The organism is Bacillus sp. MT94 (assembly GCF_058792475.1).
In genome coordinates, this window is sequence record NZ_JBXAEZ010000004.1 from 356,620 (window position 1) to 376,783 (window position 20,164).

General features: G+C 35.3%; 21 protein-coding genes. All 21 read right to left on the minus strand.

Going from position 1 to position 20,164, the window contains the following annotated elements:
* Positions 1-11: 11 nt before the first annotated feature.
* The 21 genes from AC1Q51_RS17000 to nuoN all read right to left on the minus strand — a co-directional run bounded on the left by AC1Q51_RS17000 (position 12) and on the right by nuoN (position 20,160).
* Positions 12-773 carry a GNAT family N-acetyltransferase gene (locus tag AC1Q51_RS17000; RefSeq protein ID WP_458894903.1) on the minus strand — a complete coding sequence of 254 codons (762 nt, stop codon included), beginning with the start codon at positions 771-773 and terminating at the stop codon, positions 12-14.
* Positions 751-1,371, minus strand: coding sequence for a sugar transferase (locus AC1Q51_RS17005; RefSeq protein WP_200458748.1), 621 nt, complete (start codon positions 1,369-1,371; stop codon positions 751-753). The genes AC1Q51_RS17000 and AC1Q51_RS17005 overlap by 23 nt, the downstream gene beginning before the upstream one ends.
* 122 nt (positions 1,372-1,493) lie before the next feature.
* Positions 1,494-3,308: a polysaccharide biosynthesis protein gene (locus AC1Q51_RS17010; RefSeq protein ID WP_353773057.1), complete on the minus strand. Its 1,815-nt coding sequence runs from the start codon at positions 3,306-3,308 to the stop codon at positions 1,494-1,496.
* A 55-nt stretch (positions 3,309-3,363) separates the two neighbouring features.
* Complete coding sequence (gene bpsC / locus AC1Q51_RS17015) at positions 3,364-4,245, minus strand: UTP--glucose-1-phosphate uridylyltransferase BpsC (RefSeq protein ID WP_353773058.1); 882 nt, start codon at positions 4,243-4,245, stop codon at positions 3,364-3,366.
* Positions 4,246-4,490: 245 nt separating this feature from the next.
* Entirely contained in the window at positions 4,491-5,258 is a 768-nt protein-coding gene (locus AC1Q51_RS17020; protein ID WP_097913160.1) for a tyrosine-protein phosphatase, read from the minus strand.
* Between the two features lie 112 nt (positions 5,259-5,370).
* On the minus strand, positions 5,371-6,072 hold the full coding sequence (locus AC1Q51_RS17025) for a CpsD/CapB family tyrosine-protein kinase (RefSeq protein ID WP_097877289.1): 702 nt from the start codon (positions 6,070-6,072) through the stop codon (positions 5,371-5,373).
* Positions 6,062-6,805, minus strand: coding sequence for a YveK family protein (locus tag AC1Q51_RS17030; RefSeq protein ID WP_088349223.1), 744 nt, complete (start codon positions 6,803-6,805; stop codon positions 6,062-6,064). Before AC1Q51_RS17030 ends, AC1Q51_RS17025 begins: the two co-directional genes overlap by 11 nt.
* Before the next feature lie 263 nt (positions 6,806-7,068).
* Positions 7,069-7,746, minus strand: coding sequence for a CpsD/CapB family tyrosine-protein kinase (locus tag AC1Q51_RS17035; protein WP_353775123.1), 678 nt, complete (start codon positions 7,744-7,746; stop codon positions 7,069-7,071).
* Positions 7,747-8,091: 345 nt separating this feature from the next.
* Complete coding sequence (gene fabZ, locus AC1Q51_RS17040; RefSeq protein WP_000931959.1) at positions 8,092-8,526, minus strand: 3-hydroxyacyl-ACP dehydratase FabZ; 435 nt, start codon at positions 8,524-8,526, stop codon at positions 8,092-8,094.
* Between the two features lie 429 nt (positions 8,527-8,955).
* On the minus strand, positions 8,956-9,957 hold the full coding sequence (locus tag AC1Q51_RS17045) for a rod shape-determining protein (protein WP_000457978.1): 1,002 nt from the start codon (positions 9,955-9,957) through the stop codon (positions 8,956-8,958).
* A gap of 160 nt (positions 9,958-10,117) precedes the next feature.
* Positions 10,118-10,390, minus strand: coding sequence for a sporulation transcriptional regulator SpoIIID (spoIIID, locus tag AC1Q51_RS17050; RefSeq protein ID WP_000544012.1), 273 nt, complete (start codon positions 10,388-10,390; stop codon positions 10,118-10,120).
* Between the two features lie 309 nt (positions 10,391-10,699).
* On the minus strand, positions 10,700-10,834 hold the full coding sequence (locus AC1Q51_RS17055; protein WP_000008903.1) for a hypothetical protein: 135 nt from the start codon (positions 10,832-10,834) through the stop codon (positions 10,700-10,702).
* Between the two features lie 141 nt (positions 10,835-10,975).
* On the minus strand, positions 10,976-11,881 hold the full coding sequence (gene spoIIQ, locus AC1Q51_RS17060) for a stage II sporulation protein SpoIIQ (RefSeq protein WP_089172023.1): 906 nt from the start codon (positions 11,879-11,881) through the stop codon (positions 10,976-10,978).
* A gap of 161 nt (positions 11,882-12,042) precedes the next feature.
* The gene (locus AC1Q51_RS17065) at positions 12,043-12,747 is read right to left on the minus strand and encodes an ABC transporter permease (RefSeq protein WP_053563321.1); all 705 of its coding nucleotides are present in this window, start codon (positions 12,745-12,747) and stop codon (positions 12,043-12,045) included.
* Positions 12,747-13,589: an ABC transporter ATP-binding protein gene (locus AC1Q51_RS17070; protein ID WP_492331615.1), complete on the minus strand. Its 843-nt coding sequence runs from the start codon at positions 13,587-13,589 to the stop codon at positions 12,747-12,749. The genes AC1Q51_RS17065 and AC1Q51_RS17070 overlap by 1 nt, the downstream gene beginning before the upstream one ends.
* A gap of 181 nt (positions 13,590-13,770) precedes the next feature.
* Positions 13,771-14,778, minus strand: a complete 1,008-nt coding sequence (locus AC1Q51_RS17075; RefSeq protein WP_098392113.1) for a LytTR family transcriptional regulator DNA-binding domain-containing protein — start codon at positions 14,776-14,778, stop codon at positions 13,771-13,773.
* 100 nt (positions 14,779-14,878) lie between these two features.
* A complete protein-coding gene (gene spoIID / locus AC1Q51_RS17080) occupies positions 14,879-15,898 on the minus strand; it encodes a stage II sporulation protein D (protein ID WP_090978532.1) in 1,020 nt (339 codons plus the stop codon).
* Between the two features lie 208 nt (positions 15,899-16,106).
* Positions 16,107-17,411, minus strand: a complete 1,305-nt coding sequence (murA, locus tag AC1Q51_RS17085) for a UDP-N-acetylglucosamine 1-carboxyvinyltransferase (RefSeq protein ID WP_000411275.1) — start codon at positions 17,409-17,411, stop codon at positions 16,107-16,109.
* Positions 17,412-17,450: 39 nt separating this feature from the next.
* Positions 17,451-18,155, minus strand: a complete 705-nt coding sequence (locus AC1Q51_RS17090; protein WP_000767913.1) for a YwmB family TATA-box binding protein — start codon at positions 18,153-18,155, stop codon at positions 17,451-17,453.
* Between the two features lie 51 nt (positions 18,156-18,206).
* On the minus strand, positions 18,207-18,443 hold the full coding sequence (locus AC1Q51_RS17095) for a DUF1146 family protein (RefSeq protein ID WP_000057889.1): 237 nt from the start codon (positions 18,441-18,443) through the stop codon (positions 18,207-18,209).
* A gap of 202 nt (positions 18,444-18,645) precedes the next feature.
* Positions 18,646-20,160, minus strand: a complete 1,515-nt coding sequence (nuoN, locus tag AC1Q51_RS17100; protein WP_340137504.1) for an NADH-quinone oxidoreductase subunit NuoN — start codon at positions 20,158-20,160, stop codon at positions 18,646-18,648.
* Between the last annotated feature and the right edge of the window lie 4 nt (positions 20,161-20,164).

Consider the following 20,164-nt stretch of genomic DNA (forward strand, 5'->3'; position numbering starts at 1 on the left):
CTAACCATTTTTTATTTTTTTGGCCAATAATGATAAACAGAACTACAATTTGTATTTTTAAAACCGTAACTATTATAAAAATTTATAGCACTAATGTTATTAACCTGTGTACCTACTTTTATAAGCTCAATATTATTACCAGCTAAATATTTTTCCATTCCACTTATTAAAGTTTTCCCAATTTTTTCTCCTCTAAATTCCATATCAACTGCAATTAGCTCAATAGTGGCAAAAGAATTAATATCATTTATTGAAAAAAGTAAGAACCCAGCAATTTTTCCATTTCTTTTAACTGTAACAAAATAACGTCCCAATTTATTAAAAGCACTTTCCACCCAATGTTTATATACATCCCTTGCCTTATTCAAAGGAAGAAATTCATCATTAAAAAATCTAGAATGTTTAAATGCCTCTTGAGCTATCTTTATAATACTTTCATTATAAGGATAGTCCTCATGGACTTCCGTAATATCCCCTTTATCTGCTGACTTGTTCGATACACGTTTAACAAATTGAATATTAACATCCACAAGAAAGGCATTTTTATATTTCCCTAGCCATTGATTATTTTTGGGATTATTATTCAAGTTAGTAATAGTTATAAAATTATAACTATCTAAAAATATCGATAGTTCTTCTTCATTCAAAATTGCATCCTTCAATATTACCCTAGCTGATGACATTCCAAAATACTCTGTATCCCAACTTAGTTTAAAAGCTTCATATGTTTCATTATATATGCTTTCTATACTATTTATTTTCCCTTTTAACATTTACATCACCTACATTTGAATAGATTCCTTTGCGCATTACTATTCCTGTAACAGTTTTAAATCCTATTTTTAAATCGAGTATAAAAGAAATATTATCTACATAATAAACATCGTGCTTTAACCTCTGCTTCCACTCAGTTGAATTTCTATAATATGCTTGATTATACCCACTAATTCCTGGAAGGACATCGAGCTTTCTTCCTTCTTCTTCATCGTAATAATTAAGGTGTTCTGGTAAATCTGGTCTTGGGCCGATAAAACTCATATCACCTTTTAATACATTAAATAACTGTGGTAACTCATCCAAGCTAGTCTTTCTAAGCATCTTACCTATACGTGTCAATCTCGGATCATCCTCTGAATTAAATGTTGAACCATCTTCATTACGTAAATCTGGTGCATTTACCTTCATAGAACGTAATTTAAACATCTTAAAAGTTACCTTATTTCTCCCCAGTCTTTCGCCAAAATAAAAAATAGGTCCTCCGTCCTCAATCTTTATACATACTGCACATACTAATGTAACGATAAGAATAATAGGTAGTAATAATAATGCAAACAATATATCTAAGAATCTTTTTATATATTTTGTATATATCATCGTTCCATCTCCTTCCTATGTTTATAAACTCATTAAATAAATTTAGTTTATATTTTCCCAAATATAAACTAAGCAATAATCTTTATAGCTAAAAATACATCACTTTCTATCTAGGAATGTCAGTTAAATTGACTTTCCAAAGAATCATTAGCAATTCTTAATAATCTATCTCTAATATCCTTCCTACTCATCTTTTCAAAATCATCCATAAACTGCATTAAGATATCTTGATCCATTAAAACTGCCTTTCCAATGTGAATCTTAGGGAATATTTGTTCAGGGTGAATCTCCCCTTCATTTAATAGCTCTTCATACATTTTCTCTCCTGGTCTTAATCCAGTAAATTCGATTCCAATTTCCTCAACAGAATAACCCGAAAGTGTAATAAGATTTTTGGCTAAATCAACAATCTTCACTGGATCTCCCATATCGAGAACAAATAATTCTCCACCTCTAGCTAGCGTACCAGCTTGAATAACTAATCTCGAGGCCTCAGGTATTGTCATAAAGTAACGAATCATATCAGGGTGAGTAACTGTTACAGGTCCACCTTTCTGAATTTGTTTCTTAAACAGAGGAATTACACTTCCCCTACTCCCAAGGACATTACCGAACCTAACAGCAACAAAACGTGTATTCGTACTAACAGATGCCATATGCTGCACAATCATTTCTGCAAATCGTTTTGTAGCTCCCATTACATTTGTCGGATTTACAGCTTTATCTGTAGAAACCATAACAAATGTATTCACTTTAAACGTATCTGCCGCTTCAGCTACATTTTTCGTACCAAAAATATTATTTTTAACAGCTTCTTCTGGATTACGCTCCATTAAAGGAACATGCTTATGTGCAGCTGCATGATACACGATATACGGTTGATGCTTTTTCATTATTTCAAAGATTTTATGACGATCTTGAATATCAGCAATTTCTGTTGTAATTTCAACCGCTTCTTTATATGTAACTCTCATTTCCATTTCGATATTATAAATGCTGTTTTCACCATGTCCTAGAAGGACAATTTTAGCTGGTTTGTATTTCATTACTTGACGACAAATTTCTGATCCAATTGATCCACCAGCACCTGTTACTAAAATTGTTTTACCATTAATCTTTTCCCCAATTCCTGCATCATCCAATTTGATTGGTTCTCTTCCTAATAAATCTTCCACTTGTACATCACGGAATTCATTTACAGAAACTTTTCCATCTAAAAGATCTTCAAGCATCGGTACAATTTGCGTTTTTGCCTTCGTTTTTCTACACTTCTCAAAGATTTCATTTATTTGCCCTCTATTTAATGAAGGGATTGCGATAATAATATGTTCTATATCATTATCTTCTACAATTTCTTGAATGTGATTTGTTGTACCAACAACCGGCACATTATAAATTTCCAATTTTTGCTTATTCCTATCGTCATCAACAAACGCAATTGGATATAAATCTGCTTCTTTATTATGTTGTAATTGACGTACTACCATCGTTCCTGCTGAACCAGCACCGATAATTAATGTTCGTTTTTTATCAGTAGCTTTTGTAATATACGTATCACGGAACATACGCCATACGAAGCGAGAACCGCCGATTAATAGTAAATGTAGCATCCATGCGATTGCTAAAATTCGAACATAAATATCGTGATTAATAATTTGTTGAACAATTGCTGTTACTAAAATTGATAACGTAATTGCTTTAAATATTTGTTTTAATTCTCCAATACTTGCATATTCCCACGCCTTGTTATACAACTTATAAATAGCTGCAAAAACATGATGACTACACAATAATGTAATAGAACTAATAACTACTGTCATAGGAATTTTGTTTAATACATTTGGATGTATAAACCAATAACTTAAATACACGGCAGTTAATACGATAAATGAATCTAATAAAATCAATAATGAGAGCCGTCTTCGATAACTCAATATACCTGTTCCCTTCTTTATATAATTCTTATCCATAATAAAAAAGGACATTCTCTTATGAATGTACCTCTTCCTTTTTTACAAGTTCCTTCATATACTTCATCAACTCTTCATTTAACTCTTCATTTTGAAGTGCCATTTCAATCGTCGTCTTAATAAACCCAAACTTCTCCCCAACATCATAACGAGTTCCTTCAAAATCATAAGCAAACACACGCTGAATTTCATTTAAACGTTGAATTGCATCTGTCAATTGAATTTCCCCACCAGCACCTGTTTGTTGATCTTCAAGGAGCATAAAGATTTCTGGTGTTAATATGTAACGTCCCATAATTGCTAAATTTGATGGTGCCGTACCTTCTGCTGGTTTTTCAACAAATTGACGCACTTGATAACGGCGATCGCTTTGTTCAACAGGATCGATAATACCGTAACGATGTGTTTCATTTTCAGGTACTGTTTGTACACCAATAACTGACGACTGTGTATCTTCATATTGATCCATTAATTGACGCAAACATGGCGTTTCTGCTTGCACAATATCATCACCAAGTAATACCGCAAATGGTTCATTTCCAATAAATTTACGTGCACACCATACTGCGTGTCCTAAACCTTTTGGTTCCTTTTGTCTTATGTAATGAATGTTAATTTTTGAAGAAGCTTGTACCTTTTCAAGCATTTCATACTTACCTTTTTCTAAAAGGTTTTGTTCTAATTCGAAGGAATGATCAAAATGATCTTCAATGGCACGTTTACCTTTTCCAGTAACAATAATAATATCTTCAATTCCTGATTCTATCGCTTCTTCTACTATGTATTGAATTGTTGGTTTATCAACGATAGGTAACATTTCTTTTGGCATCGCTTTCGTTGCTGGTAAAAACCTTGTCCCCAGTCCCGCAGCTGGAATAATTGCTTTTCTTACTTTTTTCAAATCTAGTACCCCCAAATACATTATTATATCCATATGTAACAATAACAAAAACCCTACTTATAGGGTCGTCTTTACAACTCCATAAGTAGAGTTTCTAACATAAATAAACTATGGGCATCTAACCCATCCTCACGTCATACTCCCGACGACAAGCGTCTAAGGTAGGTTCGAAATAAAAATTTCTACCCACAGCACGACCGAGTGCCCCCATTGATAACGGTTAGGAGACATCACCAATTCTTTATTTAAAAAATACCGAACAATTTTTTACGACGAATTTGTTCTGGATCTTCTTTATAAATTGCTTTGCCGCTAATTAATAAGTACGGATTCTCTTTCAAATCGCTCATAACATTCATTCCAAATTCTTTCTCAATTAGTTCATAGCTTTCTGCTAAATGAAATCCTCTTGATGTCGTGTTATGTGCATCTGATGCGATCATATGTGTTAAATTATGTTCCACAAGCTGTAATGAGAATTTTTTAATCTTTTTACCAAATTTCCCAAGCAAACTACCTGCTGTTACTTGTGTTAATGCACCTTTATTTACAATGTTATATAACTTATCTGGCCGCTCGATTAACTCGGCATTACGTTCTGGGTGAACAATAATTGGAATCATTCCCTTTACACGTAATTCGTATAATAATTGTTCGGCATAACGTGGTACGTGATTCGATGGAAATTCAATGAATATATATTTATTTGTTTCATTTAAAGTAACGATTTTACCAGCTTCATAGTCTTCTAATAAATCACCATATAATCTGACTTCTTGCCCAGGTAAAATGGTAAGTGGAATATTATGTTGTTGTAGTTCATTATTTAGTTGGTTTACATGATGAATAATTGAGGTACGTTCATTTACATATTTTCCATTTTGATGGTGCGGCGTTGCGACAATTGTATGTATTCCTTCTGACACTGCTTGCTGTGCCATCGCTAAACTATCGGTGACTGTCTGTGCACCATCATCGATACCAGGTAAAATGTGACAATGTAAATCTATCATTTGTTTCATCCTCCCTCTCTCCTATAAAGATCTTTTTTCCCTTGAATATGAGATATCGCTCATATTCAAGGGAAAAAAGGAGATATGTTTCTACCATATCTCACTCTTTTAATTAGTTTGCACCGTAATAATAATATAAGCCTTCTTCACGTTCACGATCGTTCAGAACAACGCCCAACAATTTACCTTTAGCCGATTCTAACAATCCTTTTGCTTTTACTGCTGTTTCTTTTTCTGTTGATTCACTACGAACAACAAGAATAGAAGCATCACATACATTTGCCATAATTTGCGCGTCGGTAACAGCTAAAATTGGTGGCATATCAAAAATAACTAGATCGTACATGCTGTATGCTTGTCCAAGAAGTTCTTTCATTGATTTTGAACCTAACAATTCAGCTGGGTTTGGGGGGATTGGACCACAAGCTAAAAAGTGTAGATTATCAACTAGTGTTGTTTGCACACATTTCTCTAAACGTTCACTATTTGTTAATACATTCGTTAGTCCAAAAATATTGTCTACTTGGAACATTTGATGCATTGCTGGTTTACGCATATCTGCATCAATTAATAATACTTTTTTTCCTTGTTGAGCAAACACAACAGCCATATTCGCTGTCGTTGTCGTTTTCCCTTCACTTGGGTTTGCAGACGTGACCATTAATGAATGTAAATTCGTATCAATAGCTGCAAATTCAATATTCGTTCGAATATTACGATATTGTTCTGAAATTGGTGATTTCGGCTGTTGATGAGCAATTAATTGACGACGTTGACGATGATTCTTTTTCTTTTTAAATAAATTAAGAGCCAATTGTTTGTCCCCTCACTTTTCTTGATGATGGAGCGTGTGATTTCACGTTCATTGTTTCTTCATCCATACGAGCTACAATTCCTAATACTGGTAAGCCAAGTAAGTTTTCCACATCTTCTTCTTTTTTCACTGTGTTATCTAAGTACTCTAGTAAGAATGCAAGACCAACTGAAGCCATTAAACCAACAACGAAAGCAATTGCCACATTTAACATTGGACGTGGTTTAATTGGAGATTGATTTTCTGCAACTTCTGCTTTAGATAGCACTGTTACGTTATCAACGTTCATAATTTTTGCAACTTCACCTTTAAATACATCTGCAGTTGCATTCGCAATATCACGAGCTAGTTTTGGATCTTTATCCTCAGCTGTTACAGAGATTACTTGTGAATCCTTTTCATTCGCAACATTAATCTTTCCTGTTAGCGCTTGAGATGTCATATTTAAATTTAATTTTTCATTCACTTGTTCTAAGATTACTGGACTTTTAATAATAACCTTATATGTATTCGTTAATTGAATATTCGTTTGAATTTCACCAGCTTGGAACATTGCACCCTCTTGTTTCTTCTGGTTAACAAGAATTTGCGTCGAAGATTGATAGATTGGTGTCATGAAGAAAAAGCTAATGATAGCACTTACAATAGCTGCACCAAAGGCGATTACGAGGATCATTGCTAAACGTTTTTTTAAGATATGAAATAACTCTTTTAAACTAATTGTTTCTTCCATAGGTTCCTCCAACTTTCTAAAATTTACACATAGGAAAAATTATAACATATAAATCTTACATTTTTTATTTTTAATAATTCAGTTCTATATTTGTTCACAAGAAACAAGTTTAATCTTACAAAATAATCTTAAATATGACAACACATTCCAATCATTTTCCAAAGTTTTTATTTTATCATGTTTTTTATGCTATGTAACTTGAGAAATAAATTTCAAAATGAGGAAAAAGCCAACAAGTATTTCCTTGTTGGCTTTTTCCTATTTTAGTAATAACCATACTGTTCTTTTTCTTCTCTTTTATCGTTCAAAACAACACCTAGTAGTTTGCCTGATGCTTTATCTAATATTTGTTTCGCTTTTACGATTTTATCTTTTTCCGTCTTTTCACTTCGTACAACGAGTACGATTCCATCACATTTATTCGCAAGTATTTGTGCATCTGTAACCGCAAGGACAGGTGGCGTGTCGATTAATATAATATCAAACATGTTATATGCTTCTAGCAACGACTCGTCCATTGCCCGGCTCCCTAATAGTTCTGCTGGGTTTGGAGGGATTGGACCTGCTGCCATTAAGTATACGTTCTCTATATCTGTTTTTTGAATGCATTGCATAAGTTTTGCTTGTCCTGATAATAAGTTCGTTAACCCATTTGAACTATGAATGGCAAATAAGTTTTGTATCGTCGGCTTACGCAAGTCAGCTCCAATTAATAAAACTTTCTTTCCTTGTTGTCCGAAAACAACTGCTAAGTTTGCGATTGTTGTTGTTTTCCCATCACCTGGATCTGCTGAAGTAACAATAATAGAACGAACATGATTATCTACAGATGTAAACTCAATGTTTGTACGAATGTTACGGTATTGTTCTGTAATACGCGATTTAGGCTCTTTATGTGTAATTAATTGTCGTAATGGTTTTCTTTTCTTTCTCCCGAACATATTCATAATCTCCTTTTGTGAAATGCGACATTTCCCTTTTCTCTCTCTTATGCTCGATTTCATACGTCTAATTAATATTCTTGCTGATTTCCCCACATTTCATCATAATCAATAACATTCTACTTTGTCTTATTTAAGTACCTTAACAATATGACAATGCCCTTATTTCTTTATTACCTTTATCACTTATCCTGTTTTCTAGATAAACAATAAAGTAAGTATATGGTAATTGCCATCTATTTACAAGTAATTTTCTGATTAGTTTGTATATTATCGTTTCATCGTTATATAGCAGAAATTAAAAAAATCTCCTTGTCTTTTTACAAGGAGATTTTTTAGTACTATCTATTCTTTTTTATCACCAATCGCAAATGTAATTTCTGCCTCACATGCAACTTCACCATCTACTGTTGCGATTGCTTTTCCTTTTCCAATCGGGCCGCGTACGCGTGTCATTTCTACTTCTAGACGAAGCTGATCACCTGGGCGTACTTGTTTTTTGAAACGGCAATTGTCGATACCTGCAAAGAAAGCAAGTCTTCCGCGGTTTTCTTCTTTCTTTAATACTGCAACTGCTCCGACTTGTGCTAATGCTTCTACAATAAGTACACCAGGCATAACTGCATAGTCAGGGAAATGTCCGTTAAAGAATTCTTCGTTTGCGGATACATTTTTAATCCCAACCGCTCTTTTGCCTTCATCTACTTCTAATATTTTATCAACAAGTAAAAATGGATAGCGGTGAGGAATGATTTCTTTAATTTGTTCTATATTTAGCATGTAACAATCGCCCCTTTTGTAATATTGGTCTTACCACTTGGACATATTGCTATTATCCCATTTTGTTTATTGTTTGTCATTACAAAGTAACATTTTATATTTAGCACAACTTCCTTAAAAAAAATGCACACACTCTATTCCATTAAAATAGTTGCACATTTTTGCAACTGACACGGAGGTGGAAAAGAGTGTATGCCCAAATTAGGGAAAGGCAATATGTATTGAAACATTATTTGCCTTAATGTCGTATTCGACTCATTATATTATAAACGTTTTCAATTAAGGAAATATTAAATTTAACCATATATATGAATATTTTACCTGTTTCCTTCATATTTCTCTATTTTCCTTCCATTTTCGCAAAAAAACAAAATAAAAAAATATAAAAACGAAAAAAAGAACTAAGGCATTAGCCTTAGTTCTTTCAAATTATCTCAGAGCACGCTTTGGTAATCTGTCGATATTCTCTAACATAATACCTGTACCAACCGCAACGCAGTGCATTGGGTTTTCAGCAATTAATACTGGTACTTTTAGTTCTTCTGCTAGAAGCATATCAATACCGTGTAATAAAGCTCCACCGCCTGTTAGAATAACACCGCGATCGATGATATCTGCAGATAATTCTGGTGGTGTGCGCTCTAATACGCCTTTTGCAGCTTGTACAATAACAGCTGCATTTTCTTTTAATGCTTCTGTAATTTCTTCAGAGCATACTGTAATTGTACGTGGTAAGCCTGTTACCATGTCACGTCCGCGAATTTCAAGTTCTTCGCTACGTGCACCTGGGAATACTGTACCAACTTTAATTTTAATATCTTCTGAAGTACGTTCTCCGATTAATAGCTTATACTTACGTTTAATATAGTTTAAGATCTCCATATCAAACTTATCGCCAGCCATTTTGATAGAGGAAGAGGTAACAATATCACCCATAGATAGTACAGCGATATCTGTTGTACCTCCACCAATATCAACAACCATGTTACCGCTTGGTTGGAAGATTTCCATACCAGCACCAACTGCGGCTACTTTTGGTTCTTCTTCTAAAAATACTGTTTTACCACCTGAACGTTCAGCAGCTTCACGAATTGCTTTTTGTTCTACTGATGTAATATTTGTTGGACAACAAATTAAAATACGAGGTTTTGAAAAGAAGCTCTTTACGTCCAATTTGTTAATGAAATACTTTAACATTGCTTCTGTAATTTCGAAATCTGCGATTACACCATCTTTAAGTGGACGAATTGCTACAATATTACCAGGCGTACGTCCCACCATACTTCTCGCTTCTTCACCGACTGCTAATACTTTACCACTATTACGATCAATGGCCACAACAGATGGCTCATTTAATACAATACCCTTACCTTTAACATGAATTAATACGTTAGCCGTACCTAGGTCAATTCCGATATCTCGCGCAAACATTCCCGTTTTTTCCTCCTCGATATTCAAAATCAGGTTACACCCGAATTCTTTTCACCTAATTTCTGATTTTATCATAAATTTAACAGAAACGTAATATTCGCAAAAAGAATTCTTCTGAAAAATATTACCGAATGTGAACGGAATGTTTGCTACTGTAACATTATTGACGTACAGGCTTCTCTACATCTTCTTTTCTATACTTTTGTTTTGTTGCTTCTCCACCTCTTAAATGACGAATAGACTTATGATAATCAAGAATTTCTTTTACTTCATTTGCGAGCTCTGGATTAATCTCTGGTAGACGTTCTGTTAAATCTTTATGGACTGTACTCTTTGATACCCCAAATTCCTTTGCAATGACACGCACTGTCTTTCTTGTCTCCACGATATACTTACCAATCTTGATAGTTCTCTCTTTGATGTAATCGTGCACACCACTCGCCTCCCTAATTTGGATGTGAGAAGGGTGAAATGAGCCTCGCTGCATATGACTAAGAAGTAAGTGTGAGTGCTGTTTGTAAGCGTTAAACATTCTTGGATTTATAATGAAATGATTCACGATTTCTCACCTCAAACACTCTCTTTGCTTTGGTTTATACCATTGTATTGCCCGCACTACTGATATATGCTACATGTTCACTATTTTTGCGGACTAAGTTAAGAAAAATTACGTTTTTTTGTGAGAAATACGTTAAAACTGACTATTATGGCAAAAAAAAAATGACACCTTGTATAAAAGGCGTCATTCTTCTCGTTCCAATTCTTCTTCTAACAACTGATGGTGGGGAACCTCTTTCTTACCGGCAATATAATAATATAAAGTGAATAAAACAAACAATAAAATAATAGCAGTCGACAGAACAAACAAAAATGACACAGTATCCCCTCCCTTTTGTAATATATATTCGAGAATCTCGTCATTTTTCCTTGTTTTTACAACTTTTTTCTCGAAATTGATTATTTTTATATAAAAATAAAAAAATCAATTCTCTTGATGAGAACTGATTTTTTCACTTTATTATTCTTGTGAAGAAGAATCGTTAGATGATTCTGTAGAACCGTTTGTTGATTTTTCTTCTTTCTTCGGTTCTTCTTTTTTGTCACTAGTTGAACCGCTTGTTGATTTCTCTTCTTTTTGAGACTTGTCTTCTGTTTTATTTTCTGGTTTCGTGCTCGTTGACTTCTCTTCTTTTTGAGATTTGTCTTCAGCTTTTTTACCAGAAGCATTCGTAGCCTTTGCAGCACCTGCATCAGCTTTAATTTCTGTTACTGATTTATTTAAGTAACGTTCAGGGTTCACAGCCACATTGTCTTTACGTACTTCAAAGTGAACGTGAGAGCCTGCCTCTTTATTCATTGCACTTAGACCGGATGTTCCTAATACTTCACCTTGTGCAACTCTTGCACCTTTTTCTACTTTCACACTGCCTAAGCTTTGATAAGATACCGCTACACCATTTCCACTATCAACTGTTACAACATAACCAAGAAGTGAATCTTTTTCAGCTTTCGTTACTGTACCACTTAAAGCAGCGGCAACATTGAATTCTTTTCCATTCTTCGCAGCAATGTCAATTCCTTTGTTTGGGGAATATGTGTTGTTATAAAAGACAAGTGCTTTTTCTTGTTCCGCCTCAGTTGCTGCATCTTCATAGAATTTCTTTTGTACGACTACTTCCGCATTCGCGGCAGCTGGCATTTTCACTACTTCTGAAGATTTCGTTACTGGTACTGCTGGATCTTCCGATTGTGTATACGGTGTTGCTTGATCGTGGTTTGGAGTCTTCTTCGGATTAGCTCCTTGGAACCATAGCGCAACCATTAAGATTACCGCTGCACAAGCAATGTATAGTGCCGGAAACACCCATCTTTTTTGAAATAAATGTACTACCTTTTGCGACTTTTTATTATTTCTTCCTCGCATTCCATCATCACCTCAGCAATCATTTTGAACAATATTCACGTATCCTATACAACGTATAACTAATTACTTTTCGACAAAATTTGTAAAAATATGTATAAGAACTGTAAAATTTCCGAGGAAATGATAGAAAAAAGAAAAAACTGAGCGTTTCGGCTCAGTTTTTAGTCCATTTGTTTCTTCTTATATACGATTAAACACGCAATAAGCGCAATAATAAGCCACACTCCAACATTTAATACATGCCCACTAATACTACTAAACCCAGCTCCATCTACTAAGCTTTTGATTGCTTTTACAATATGAGATGTTGGAAGATACTCAATTAGTGTCTTAATTACTTTATTTTCAACCATCGGCTCAAATTGTACAGCTAAATACATCGTCATTAAAATAGGCATACCAATTAAAGATGTTTGTGGTACAGAAGATGCAAGTAATCCAATCATTGTTCCAAGCACGATAAACAAAATAGTTCCACATAAGAATACCAATCCTACCAATGGAAGATTAATATTTAACTGATCTAAAATGAATAAATTTGCAATACAAATGACCATCGTCAGACCCGATGTTAATAAACTCTTTCCAAGAAGAACTTCAACAGAAGATGCTGGGGATAACATCAACACACGCAGTGTATGTTTTTCTTTTTCTTCTGCAATTACCATAGATTGAACAAAGCCTGCGACAAATAGGAAGGCCGTTATAGTAGTAATGCCTAACATTTCCTTTCCCACTCCAAATCTGCTAAACAAAAATGAAAGTATAATTGGTAAAAATGCCATTAACAACACTTGTGAATTTGTCTTAAAATCTTGTACTTCTTTTCTAAAAATAGCTGATACACGTCTCATTGAAAAAGTCATTATAATCCCCTCCCAGTAACTTCAATAAAGATATCACCTAGCGTTGGTTCGTTTGAATGAATGGATAGTAATTCTCCTTTGTTCATCCATTCTGAAATACGTTTTGCACCTAATTCATCTTTTTGCACTACTGCTTTTTGTTTATCTTTTAATACGACCTGTATTTGATCCTTAGCGTATTGTAAGCGTAGGTTCTCTGGCGTATCCAGCGCTACAATTTCTCCGCCACAAAGGAAGCCAATACGGTTACAAAGCGTTTCTGCTTCATCCATGTTGTGAGTCGTTAAGAAAATCGTCGTTCCTTCTTCATTTAAGTCTTTTAAGATTTTATGAATGTTTTGTACGTTTACTGGATCGAGTGCAGATGTTGGTTCGTCTAAGAAGAGGATATCTGGTTTATGAAGGATTGCTCTTGCCAGTGTGACGCGTTGCTTCATTCCCTTTGATAGTTTCTTTACTGGTGTTTTTTTATCATCTAATAAATTTACTTGTGCTAGTACTTCATTGATTCGTTCTTTTTTACAATCGTATAAGTCACAAAATAATAGTAAGTTATCATAAATACTAAGTCTTTCATATAAGCCGCTGTTATCTGTTAAAATACCAATTCGTTTGTAATCGATGCTACTTGGTCCTGTAATATCTTTCCCTAATACTCTTACCGTTCCAACACTATGAAGCAATTGAGAAGTTAAAATTTTTACTGTTGTCGTCTTACCAGATCCACTCGGTCCGAGGAATCCAAATATCTCTCCTTGCTTCACCTCAATATTTACATTTCGAAGTGCCGTTTTTCCACTGAAACTTTTCATTACATCTTTCATTTCAATTGCCAATGTCATTTCTTCATCCCCTTTTTTTTTCTTCTTTATAGATGAAAGTCGCTTTAGCGCTTTTCGTTCGTTTGTTTCGCTTTTCTTGACTCAATCATATGAAAAACAAAGGGTTTACGCAGTAAAATACCGGTAAAAGGAGTATTTTTACCGGTGAATGAATCGCATGTTGAGCTTATTGGAGCACTTTTTATAGCCCAATCACGCCTTTTAATTCATCCATTCGTCCTTTTGAAAGTGGAATTGAACTTTTTCTTTCGTCGTCTAAAATTAAGCTAAAACTGTTACGAGTCCAAGTAATCACTTCTCGCACTCTTTGTAAATTCACAAGATACGAGCGATGACATCTAAAGAAACCAAAACCTGTTAATCTCGCTTCTAGTTCACTTAATGTTAATGCACATACAAAATCCCCTTCACGAACGTGAATATGTGTCACTCCGTTTTGTGTTTCAATGAAATGGATTTCCATCGGATCAAGTAAAATGATTTTATCGTTCACTTTCGCAGGTATTCTTTCTAACTTCATTTGCGGAATTATTTTAACGACCTTCTCTTCATCGACTTTTTCTGCTTCCTCTTGTTCAATTTCTACTTTTTTCACACCATCATTGTTTAGTATATATACATCTTCCGTTAACGAAAGGGCATCCGATAGGAAAGATGACGTAATAAAAATCGCCTTTCCTTGTTCTTTCATTTTCATGATTGCTTTTCGAATAATAACCGTACTCTCTATATCTACATTTTGCTCTGGCTCTTCCAAAATAACTAAATCCGGATTATGAATCATCACTCGCCCGATATGAAGACGGCGTTTCTCTGAAAATGATAATTTTTCTATTTTAACGTTTAGTTTATCTAGGAGACCAACAGACTGCACAACTTCTCCTATACTTATCTTTGATTCATAAAGCCCTAATAAAAATTTGAAGTATTCTTTCACCTTCAAACGATCATATGCCTCATCATTCAAAAAACAAAAACCGATGCGGGAATAATTTTTCTTTCCAATTGCTTCCCCTTCAAACAGTACATTGCCAGTCGACGCCTCTTCTTCACCAATAATGATGCGGTGTAACACTTTAGCTGTATGATTATTGCATTGCAAAACAATACATTGTCCCTTCTCCACCTCTAGCTCAATTGCCGGTAACTGGTTCGCCTTCCCTAATTGTTTCAACTCTAGTAACGCCATTTCATTTCCCCCAAATGCCTTTTTATCCTATTATATCAAACAGTTAATGGAAAATTATGATATTTTAAACAGAAAAAAATAGGTGCCAGAGTTCTGACACCTATTTCTTCACCATCAATTTTCCTTCATAATCATTCATCGTCTTTATTTCAACGCCTTTATAGTAATGAGCGACGATATCTGTATATTTCTTTCCTTCCGCTGCCATGCCGTTCGCCCCGTATTGACTCATACCAACGCCGTGACCGAAGCCTTTCGTCGTAACGGTGATTTTATCTCCTTGTTGTTTCCACGTGAAATCAGAAGAACGTAAATCTAACTTTTCACGAACTTCTTTTCCTGTTAATGTTTTTCCTTGAAAAGCTACATCCTTTACACGCTTTCCTTCCGTAAGGTCTTTAATGTTTCCAACCTTCCCGTCTGCTAGCACTTTCACACCGAGACGTTTTTGAAAATCAGCTACTGTAAATGTTTGCTCGCTCGTAAACTTTGGTGAGGCTTGATCCCACGGACTATCTACACTTTTCAAGTACGGATAATCATTTCCCCAATAGTCAGCTGCATTTTCTGTTCGACCATTACTCGTTGAAAAGAAGGATGCTGAAATTGGTTTTCCATCATACGTTAAAACTTGTCCTGCTGTTTTCGAAACAGCTTCTTCGATTTTCTTCAAATTATTTTCGTAGTTATTGCCCCATTGCTTCTTCAATTCATCTTTGCTTTTGTACACTTGATCTTTCACCGTATCTGTCACGTCTGCATTATTTTTCTTTCCTCCACTTAGCATACGTTGTACTACAAATGTTCTTGCTGCTAATGCCTGTGCCTTTAGTGCCTCTATTTCAAAACTGGCATTCATCTCAGAAGCTACTACACCTGTCACATACTCCTCCATAGGTAATGATTCTACCTTCTTTTGTTTCTCACGATATACAGCAACTTGAACCGCTGTATCTACTTTTCCTGGAGCTGGTATACTTTCTATCGCTGGAGGAGTTTTAGAGGCCGTTTCTTCCCCTACTTTTGCTTTCGCAAATGGGATAACAAGAGCTGCAGGTACAATGATAACGAGCGCTATTAAGAGCGCTACTGTAATAAAAAGTGGCTTTGAAAATTTCATCCTATTTTTCCCCCAATATAAAAGCTTTACTCCATTCATTCTTATGGAACAACTCTTTCTTTTAGAACACACTTAAGGGGAAGAGCATAAAACGGAAATTTTCTAAATATTTTTACTGGTACGTGCATAAGTATAGAATTTATTGACTATAACAGTAATAACCCAAAAAAAATAGCCCCTATGTCAAAAGACATAGAGACTATTTCAATTAAGCGTGAAGATCAGAAACTTCTTGTTCTTTCACTTCTTCTACTTTTTCGTTTACACGTTCAATAGTTGCACCTAATGCAGCTAATTTCTTATGGAAATCTACATAACCACGGTCAAGATGTTTTAACTCAGTTACACGAGTATAACCTTCTGATACTAAACCAGCTAAGATTAATGCAGCTGCAGCACGTAAATCAGTTGCGCCTACTTCAGCACCTTGTAAGCTGTTTGGACCGTTCATAATAACAGAACGACCTTCAATTTTAATATCAGCATTCATACGACGGAATTCTTCAACGTGCATAAAGCGGTTTTCGAATACCGTTTCTGTAATCATGCTTGTTCCATCAGCTTGTAGTAATAATGCCATCATTTGTGATTGCATGTCTGTTGGGAAACCTGGGTGAGGCATAGTTTTAATATCAACCGCTTTTAACTTATCTGGGCCGATAACACGTACACCTTCGTTTTCCTCAATAATTTTAACACCCATTTCTTCCATTTTCGCTGTAATTGAGCGTAAATGTTCAGGTACAGCATTTTCAATTAAGATGTCTCCACCAGTAATTGCTGCTGCAACCATGAATGTTCCCGCTTCAATACGGTCAGGAATAATAGAGTGGTTTGCACCATATAATTTATCAACGCCTTCGATACGAATCGTTCCAGTTCCAGCTCCGCGTACTTTCGCTCCCATCGCATTTAAGAAGTTAGCTAAGTCAACGATTTCTGGTTCTTTCGCTGCGTTTTCAAGAATTGTTGTCCCTTTTGCTAATGTAGCTGCAGACATAATGTTTTCTGTCGCGCCTACGCTTGGGAAGTCTAAGTAGATTTTAGCTCCTTTTAGTTCTCCCTCAACATATGCCTCAACAAAACCGTTACCAACCTGTACTTTTGCTCCCATTGCTTCGAAGCCTTTTAAATGTTGGTCAATTGGACGTGAACCGATTGCACATCCACCAGGAAGTGCAATACGAGCACGACCGTTACGTGCTAATAATGGTCCCATTACTTGAACAGATGCACGCATTTTACGTACATATTCAAATGGTGCTTCAATGTTTAGTTCTTTAGAAGAATCGATTGTTACTTGATTATTTTCAAATACGACTTCAGCATTTAAATGACGTAATACCTCATTAATTGTGTATACATCAGACAAAACTGGTACTTCAGATAGTACATTCTTTCCATCACTCGCTAATAGGGCTGCAGCGATTATAGGTAATACAGCATTTTTTGCGCCCTCAACACGCACTGTGCCGTTTAACCGCTTTCCGCCACGGACGATGATCTTTTCCAAATTATTCCCCTCCGTGTCCTTTTTTCAGTATCTATTCACTCAATACTCAGAAGTTATGATCGGTGTGCCAACCACAATTGTATCTTTGTTGTCTGTAGAACGTATTGCTATTTGCACATTTATTTTCTCTCTATTTGTTGAAAGAGCGTCATCCCACTTTTTATTGTATGCGGAGACTGACACAAATGCTCTTTCTTCTACTTGTTCGATCGCTCTTGCTGAAAGATCTTTCAAAACCTGATTGGTTTTATTTTGCAAAACACCTTCAATCTTATCATTCAGTACACCTTGAACACAAGTGTAAATTATAGGTTTTTCACTAAAAATTTTATTTACTTTTTGAACATACTTCGGGTCCCATTTCGCCCCACTTACTTCAAAGATAATGAAAGTGTTTTCTTTAGTATTTTCTTTACTCCAAGTTACTACTACTCGTTCTTCATGAGAAGCAAACTTTTTATAGGATGTAGCTTTATATCCATCTGGAGATTGCTCTACTTCCCACTTTTGAATATTTGCCTTGTCCTTCACATCGTTTAACAACTTTTGAAACGTATGTATATTAGAAATTGTTTTTGTTTCTCTAGCTAACCATGACCATTTTTCTACTTTAGCATCATTTTTCTCTAAAGCCTTAATCATGCTCTCCATTTTCTGTTCATCGCTTATCGGTTTCATCTCTCTATATCCAACCAAAAATAAAACAACACTAAGTGCAACAATAAGAATGGCTTTAAGCTTCAATTTCATCCCCTCCTATCCCCATTGTTAACGGAGATTTGAGGTTCTATACACTTACTTTACTAAATACGTTAAACTCTTCGAATAGCCTAAATAATCAAGAAAAAAGTTACTTACAGATGTCCCAATTGCAATTGTAATTAAGATGAGTAATACTCGCGTCTGCAACACTTTTCCGGACTTCATTAAACGCTCAATGTGAATGCCTTGCAAAGCCCACCACGTAATGGTAATAAACAATAAATGCGAAACAATGGCAATCAGTGCTTGTTGCCCTAAAAGTTGTGCCAAAAAATCGACCCCTTTTTACTCAGCTACTACTTATGAAAGAATATAAAAACGATACCATAATAAGTAGGAGCCACACTTTTTCAAATGCACATAGACATCTTACATTTTACATCGTGATTTTCTTTCAAAAAACGTATATCTACATTACAAGTTAACACAAAATAAAAAGCGCAGAGTACTGACTCCACACCTTTTATTTTCACTATTGTACCACGTTCCCTAAGAAGAAGAAATCTTTCATTAATGGAAAATATTCATAAAAGAAATTGTACCCAATCATCGGCATAATCCCTAGTATTACAATCGAAATTGCACAAAGACTCATAACAACCTTTATATTTAACGGTAACCGTATCCTCTCTTCTGTCTCTCCGGTGCGGAAAAACATTTGTTGTAAAATACGGAAATAATATACGAATGAAACAACTGTCGTACCCATCATAATCGAAGCTAGTACGTAATGTGCTGGCTCTACATGAAGCGCGCCTAAAAAGATGTTAATCTTTCCAATGAAGCCAGCCGTCCCTGGTATCCCGGCCAGCGATAAAATAAAGATTGTCATCATGATCGCTGCAAATGGTGATTTCTTATATAATCCGGTGAAAATTGTTATATTTTCCTTATCGTTTTGTAAGATTAAGCCGTGGATAATGGCAAACGCACCTATATTCATAAGCATGTATGCCAACATATAAAACCACATGCTATCCAGCGTAAATGGTGATAATGCCACAAGTGGAACGAGCAAATACCCAGCATGCGCAATACCTGAATAAGCAAATAAGCGTTTTATATTGTATTGTTTTAACGCGACTACATTCCCAACAATCATCGTAATACTTGCTAGCACCGCAATATATATACTCATATGCCCATATAAAGATTGCATATCTCCTTGTATTAATACACTTGCAAAAACCATAAGGAACAAACGAATAATGAGTAGGAACCCCGCAATTTTAGAAATCGTTCCAAGAAAAGCGGTAACAGGTGTAGTCGCTCCTTCATACACATCAGGTGCCCACATATGAAACGGCACTGTGGCAATTTTAAACGAGAGACCGACTAGCAATAAAAGAAATGCGAGAGCTAGCAATAACTGAATACCACTAGCGAGCTCCCCAGTGAGTACCTTTTGCATATCTACAATGTTAGTTGAACCTGTAATACCGTATAAATAACTCATTCCGAAGAGCGTGATCGCCGTTCCAATTCCTCCGCTAATGACATATTTCATTGCCGCTTCATTTGATGCACGGCTCTTTTTTCGTATTCCTACTAAAATATAAGAAGAAAGTGAAAGTAACTCTAAACCAACGAAAAGGGTGATAAAGTCAACACTAGAAGCCATGAACATCGCACCAAGAAGTGCCATTAAAAATAAGTAATAATATTCGCCCTTATCTTCAATCGGATTCTTCTCATCATCGCTCATTGCGATGCATAAAATGAGAGTTGAGGCGCCTAATAACAACGTTTTAAACCCTTTTGAAAATCCATCTAACACAAACGATCCGTTTAAAATATCTCCAGCTGGTTCGCTATATAGCGTAATTAATGACACAAGTGCTAATACGATGGCAGCGATCGCACCAAGAGCTACATATCTATGATTCAGCTTAAAAAACAAATCACATATGGAAAGAAGGATGGCGGCGCCGAGAATAATAAATTCTGGCACCATTAGATGCCACGATAAGCTAAGTAACGTATTCATATCC

What these genes read in the sequence shown, in the direction of transcription:
- fabZ (WP_000931959.1), bottom strand. Translation starts at nt 8,526, where the DNA reads ATGCTAAATATAGAACAAATTAAAGAAATCATTCCTCACCGCTATCCA.
- AC1Q51_RS17075 (WP_098392113.1), bottom strand. Translation starts at nt 14,778, where the DNA reads ATGGCGTTACTAGAGTTGAAACAATTAGGGAAGGCGAACCAGTTACCG.
- AC1Q51_RS17045 (WP_000457978.1), bottom strand. Translation starts at nt 9,957, where the DNA reads ATGTTTGCGCGAGATATCGGAATTGACCTAGGTACGGCTAACGTATTA.
- AC1Q51_RS17000 (WP_458894903.1), bottom strand. Translation starts at nt 773, where the DNA reads ATGTTAAAAGGGAAAATAAATAGTATAGAAAGCATATATAATGAAACA.
- spoIID (WP_090978532.1), bottom strand. Translation starts at nt 15,898, where the DNA reads ATGAAATTTTCAAAGCCACTTTTTATTACAGTAGCGCTCTTAATAGCG.
- AC1Q51_RS17065 (WP_053563321.1), bottom strand. Translation starts at nt 12,747, where the DNA reads ATGACTTTTTCAATGAGACGTGTATCAGCTATTTTTAGAAAAGAAGTA.
- AC1Q51_RS17070 (WP_492331615.1), bottom strand. Translation starts at nt 13,589, where the DNA reads ATGACATTGGCAATTGAAATGAAAGATGTAATGAAAAGTTTCAGTGGA.
- AC1Q51_RS17035 (WP_353775123.1), bottom strand. Translation starts at nt 7,746, where the DNA reads ATGTTCGGGAGAAAGAAAAGAAAACCATTACGACAATTAATTACACAT.
- AC1Q51_RS17020 (WP_097913160.1), bottom strand. Translation starts at nt 5,258, where the DNA reads ATGATAGATTTACATTGTCACATTTTACCTGGTATCGATGATGGTGCA.
- nuoN (WP_340137504.1), bottom strand. Translation starts at nt 20,160, where the DNA reads ATGAATACGTTACTTAGCTTATCGTGGCATCTAATGGTGCCAGAATTT.
- AC1Q51_RS17030 (WP_088349223.1), bottom strand. Translation starts at nt 6,805, where the DNA reads ATGGAAGAAACAATTAGTTTAAAAGAGTTATTTCATATCTTAAAAAAA.
- spoIIQ (WP_089172023.1), bottom strand. Translation starts at nt 11,881, where the DNA reads ATGCGAGGAAGAAATAATAAAAAGTCGCAAAAGGTAGTACATTTATTT.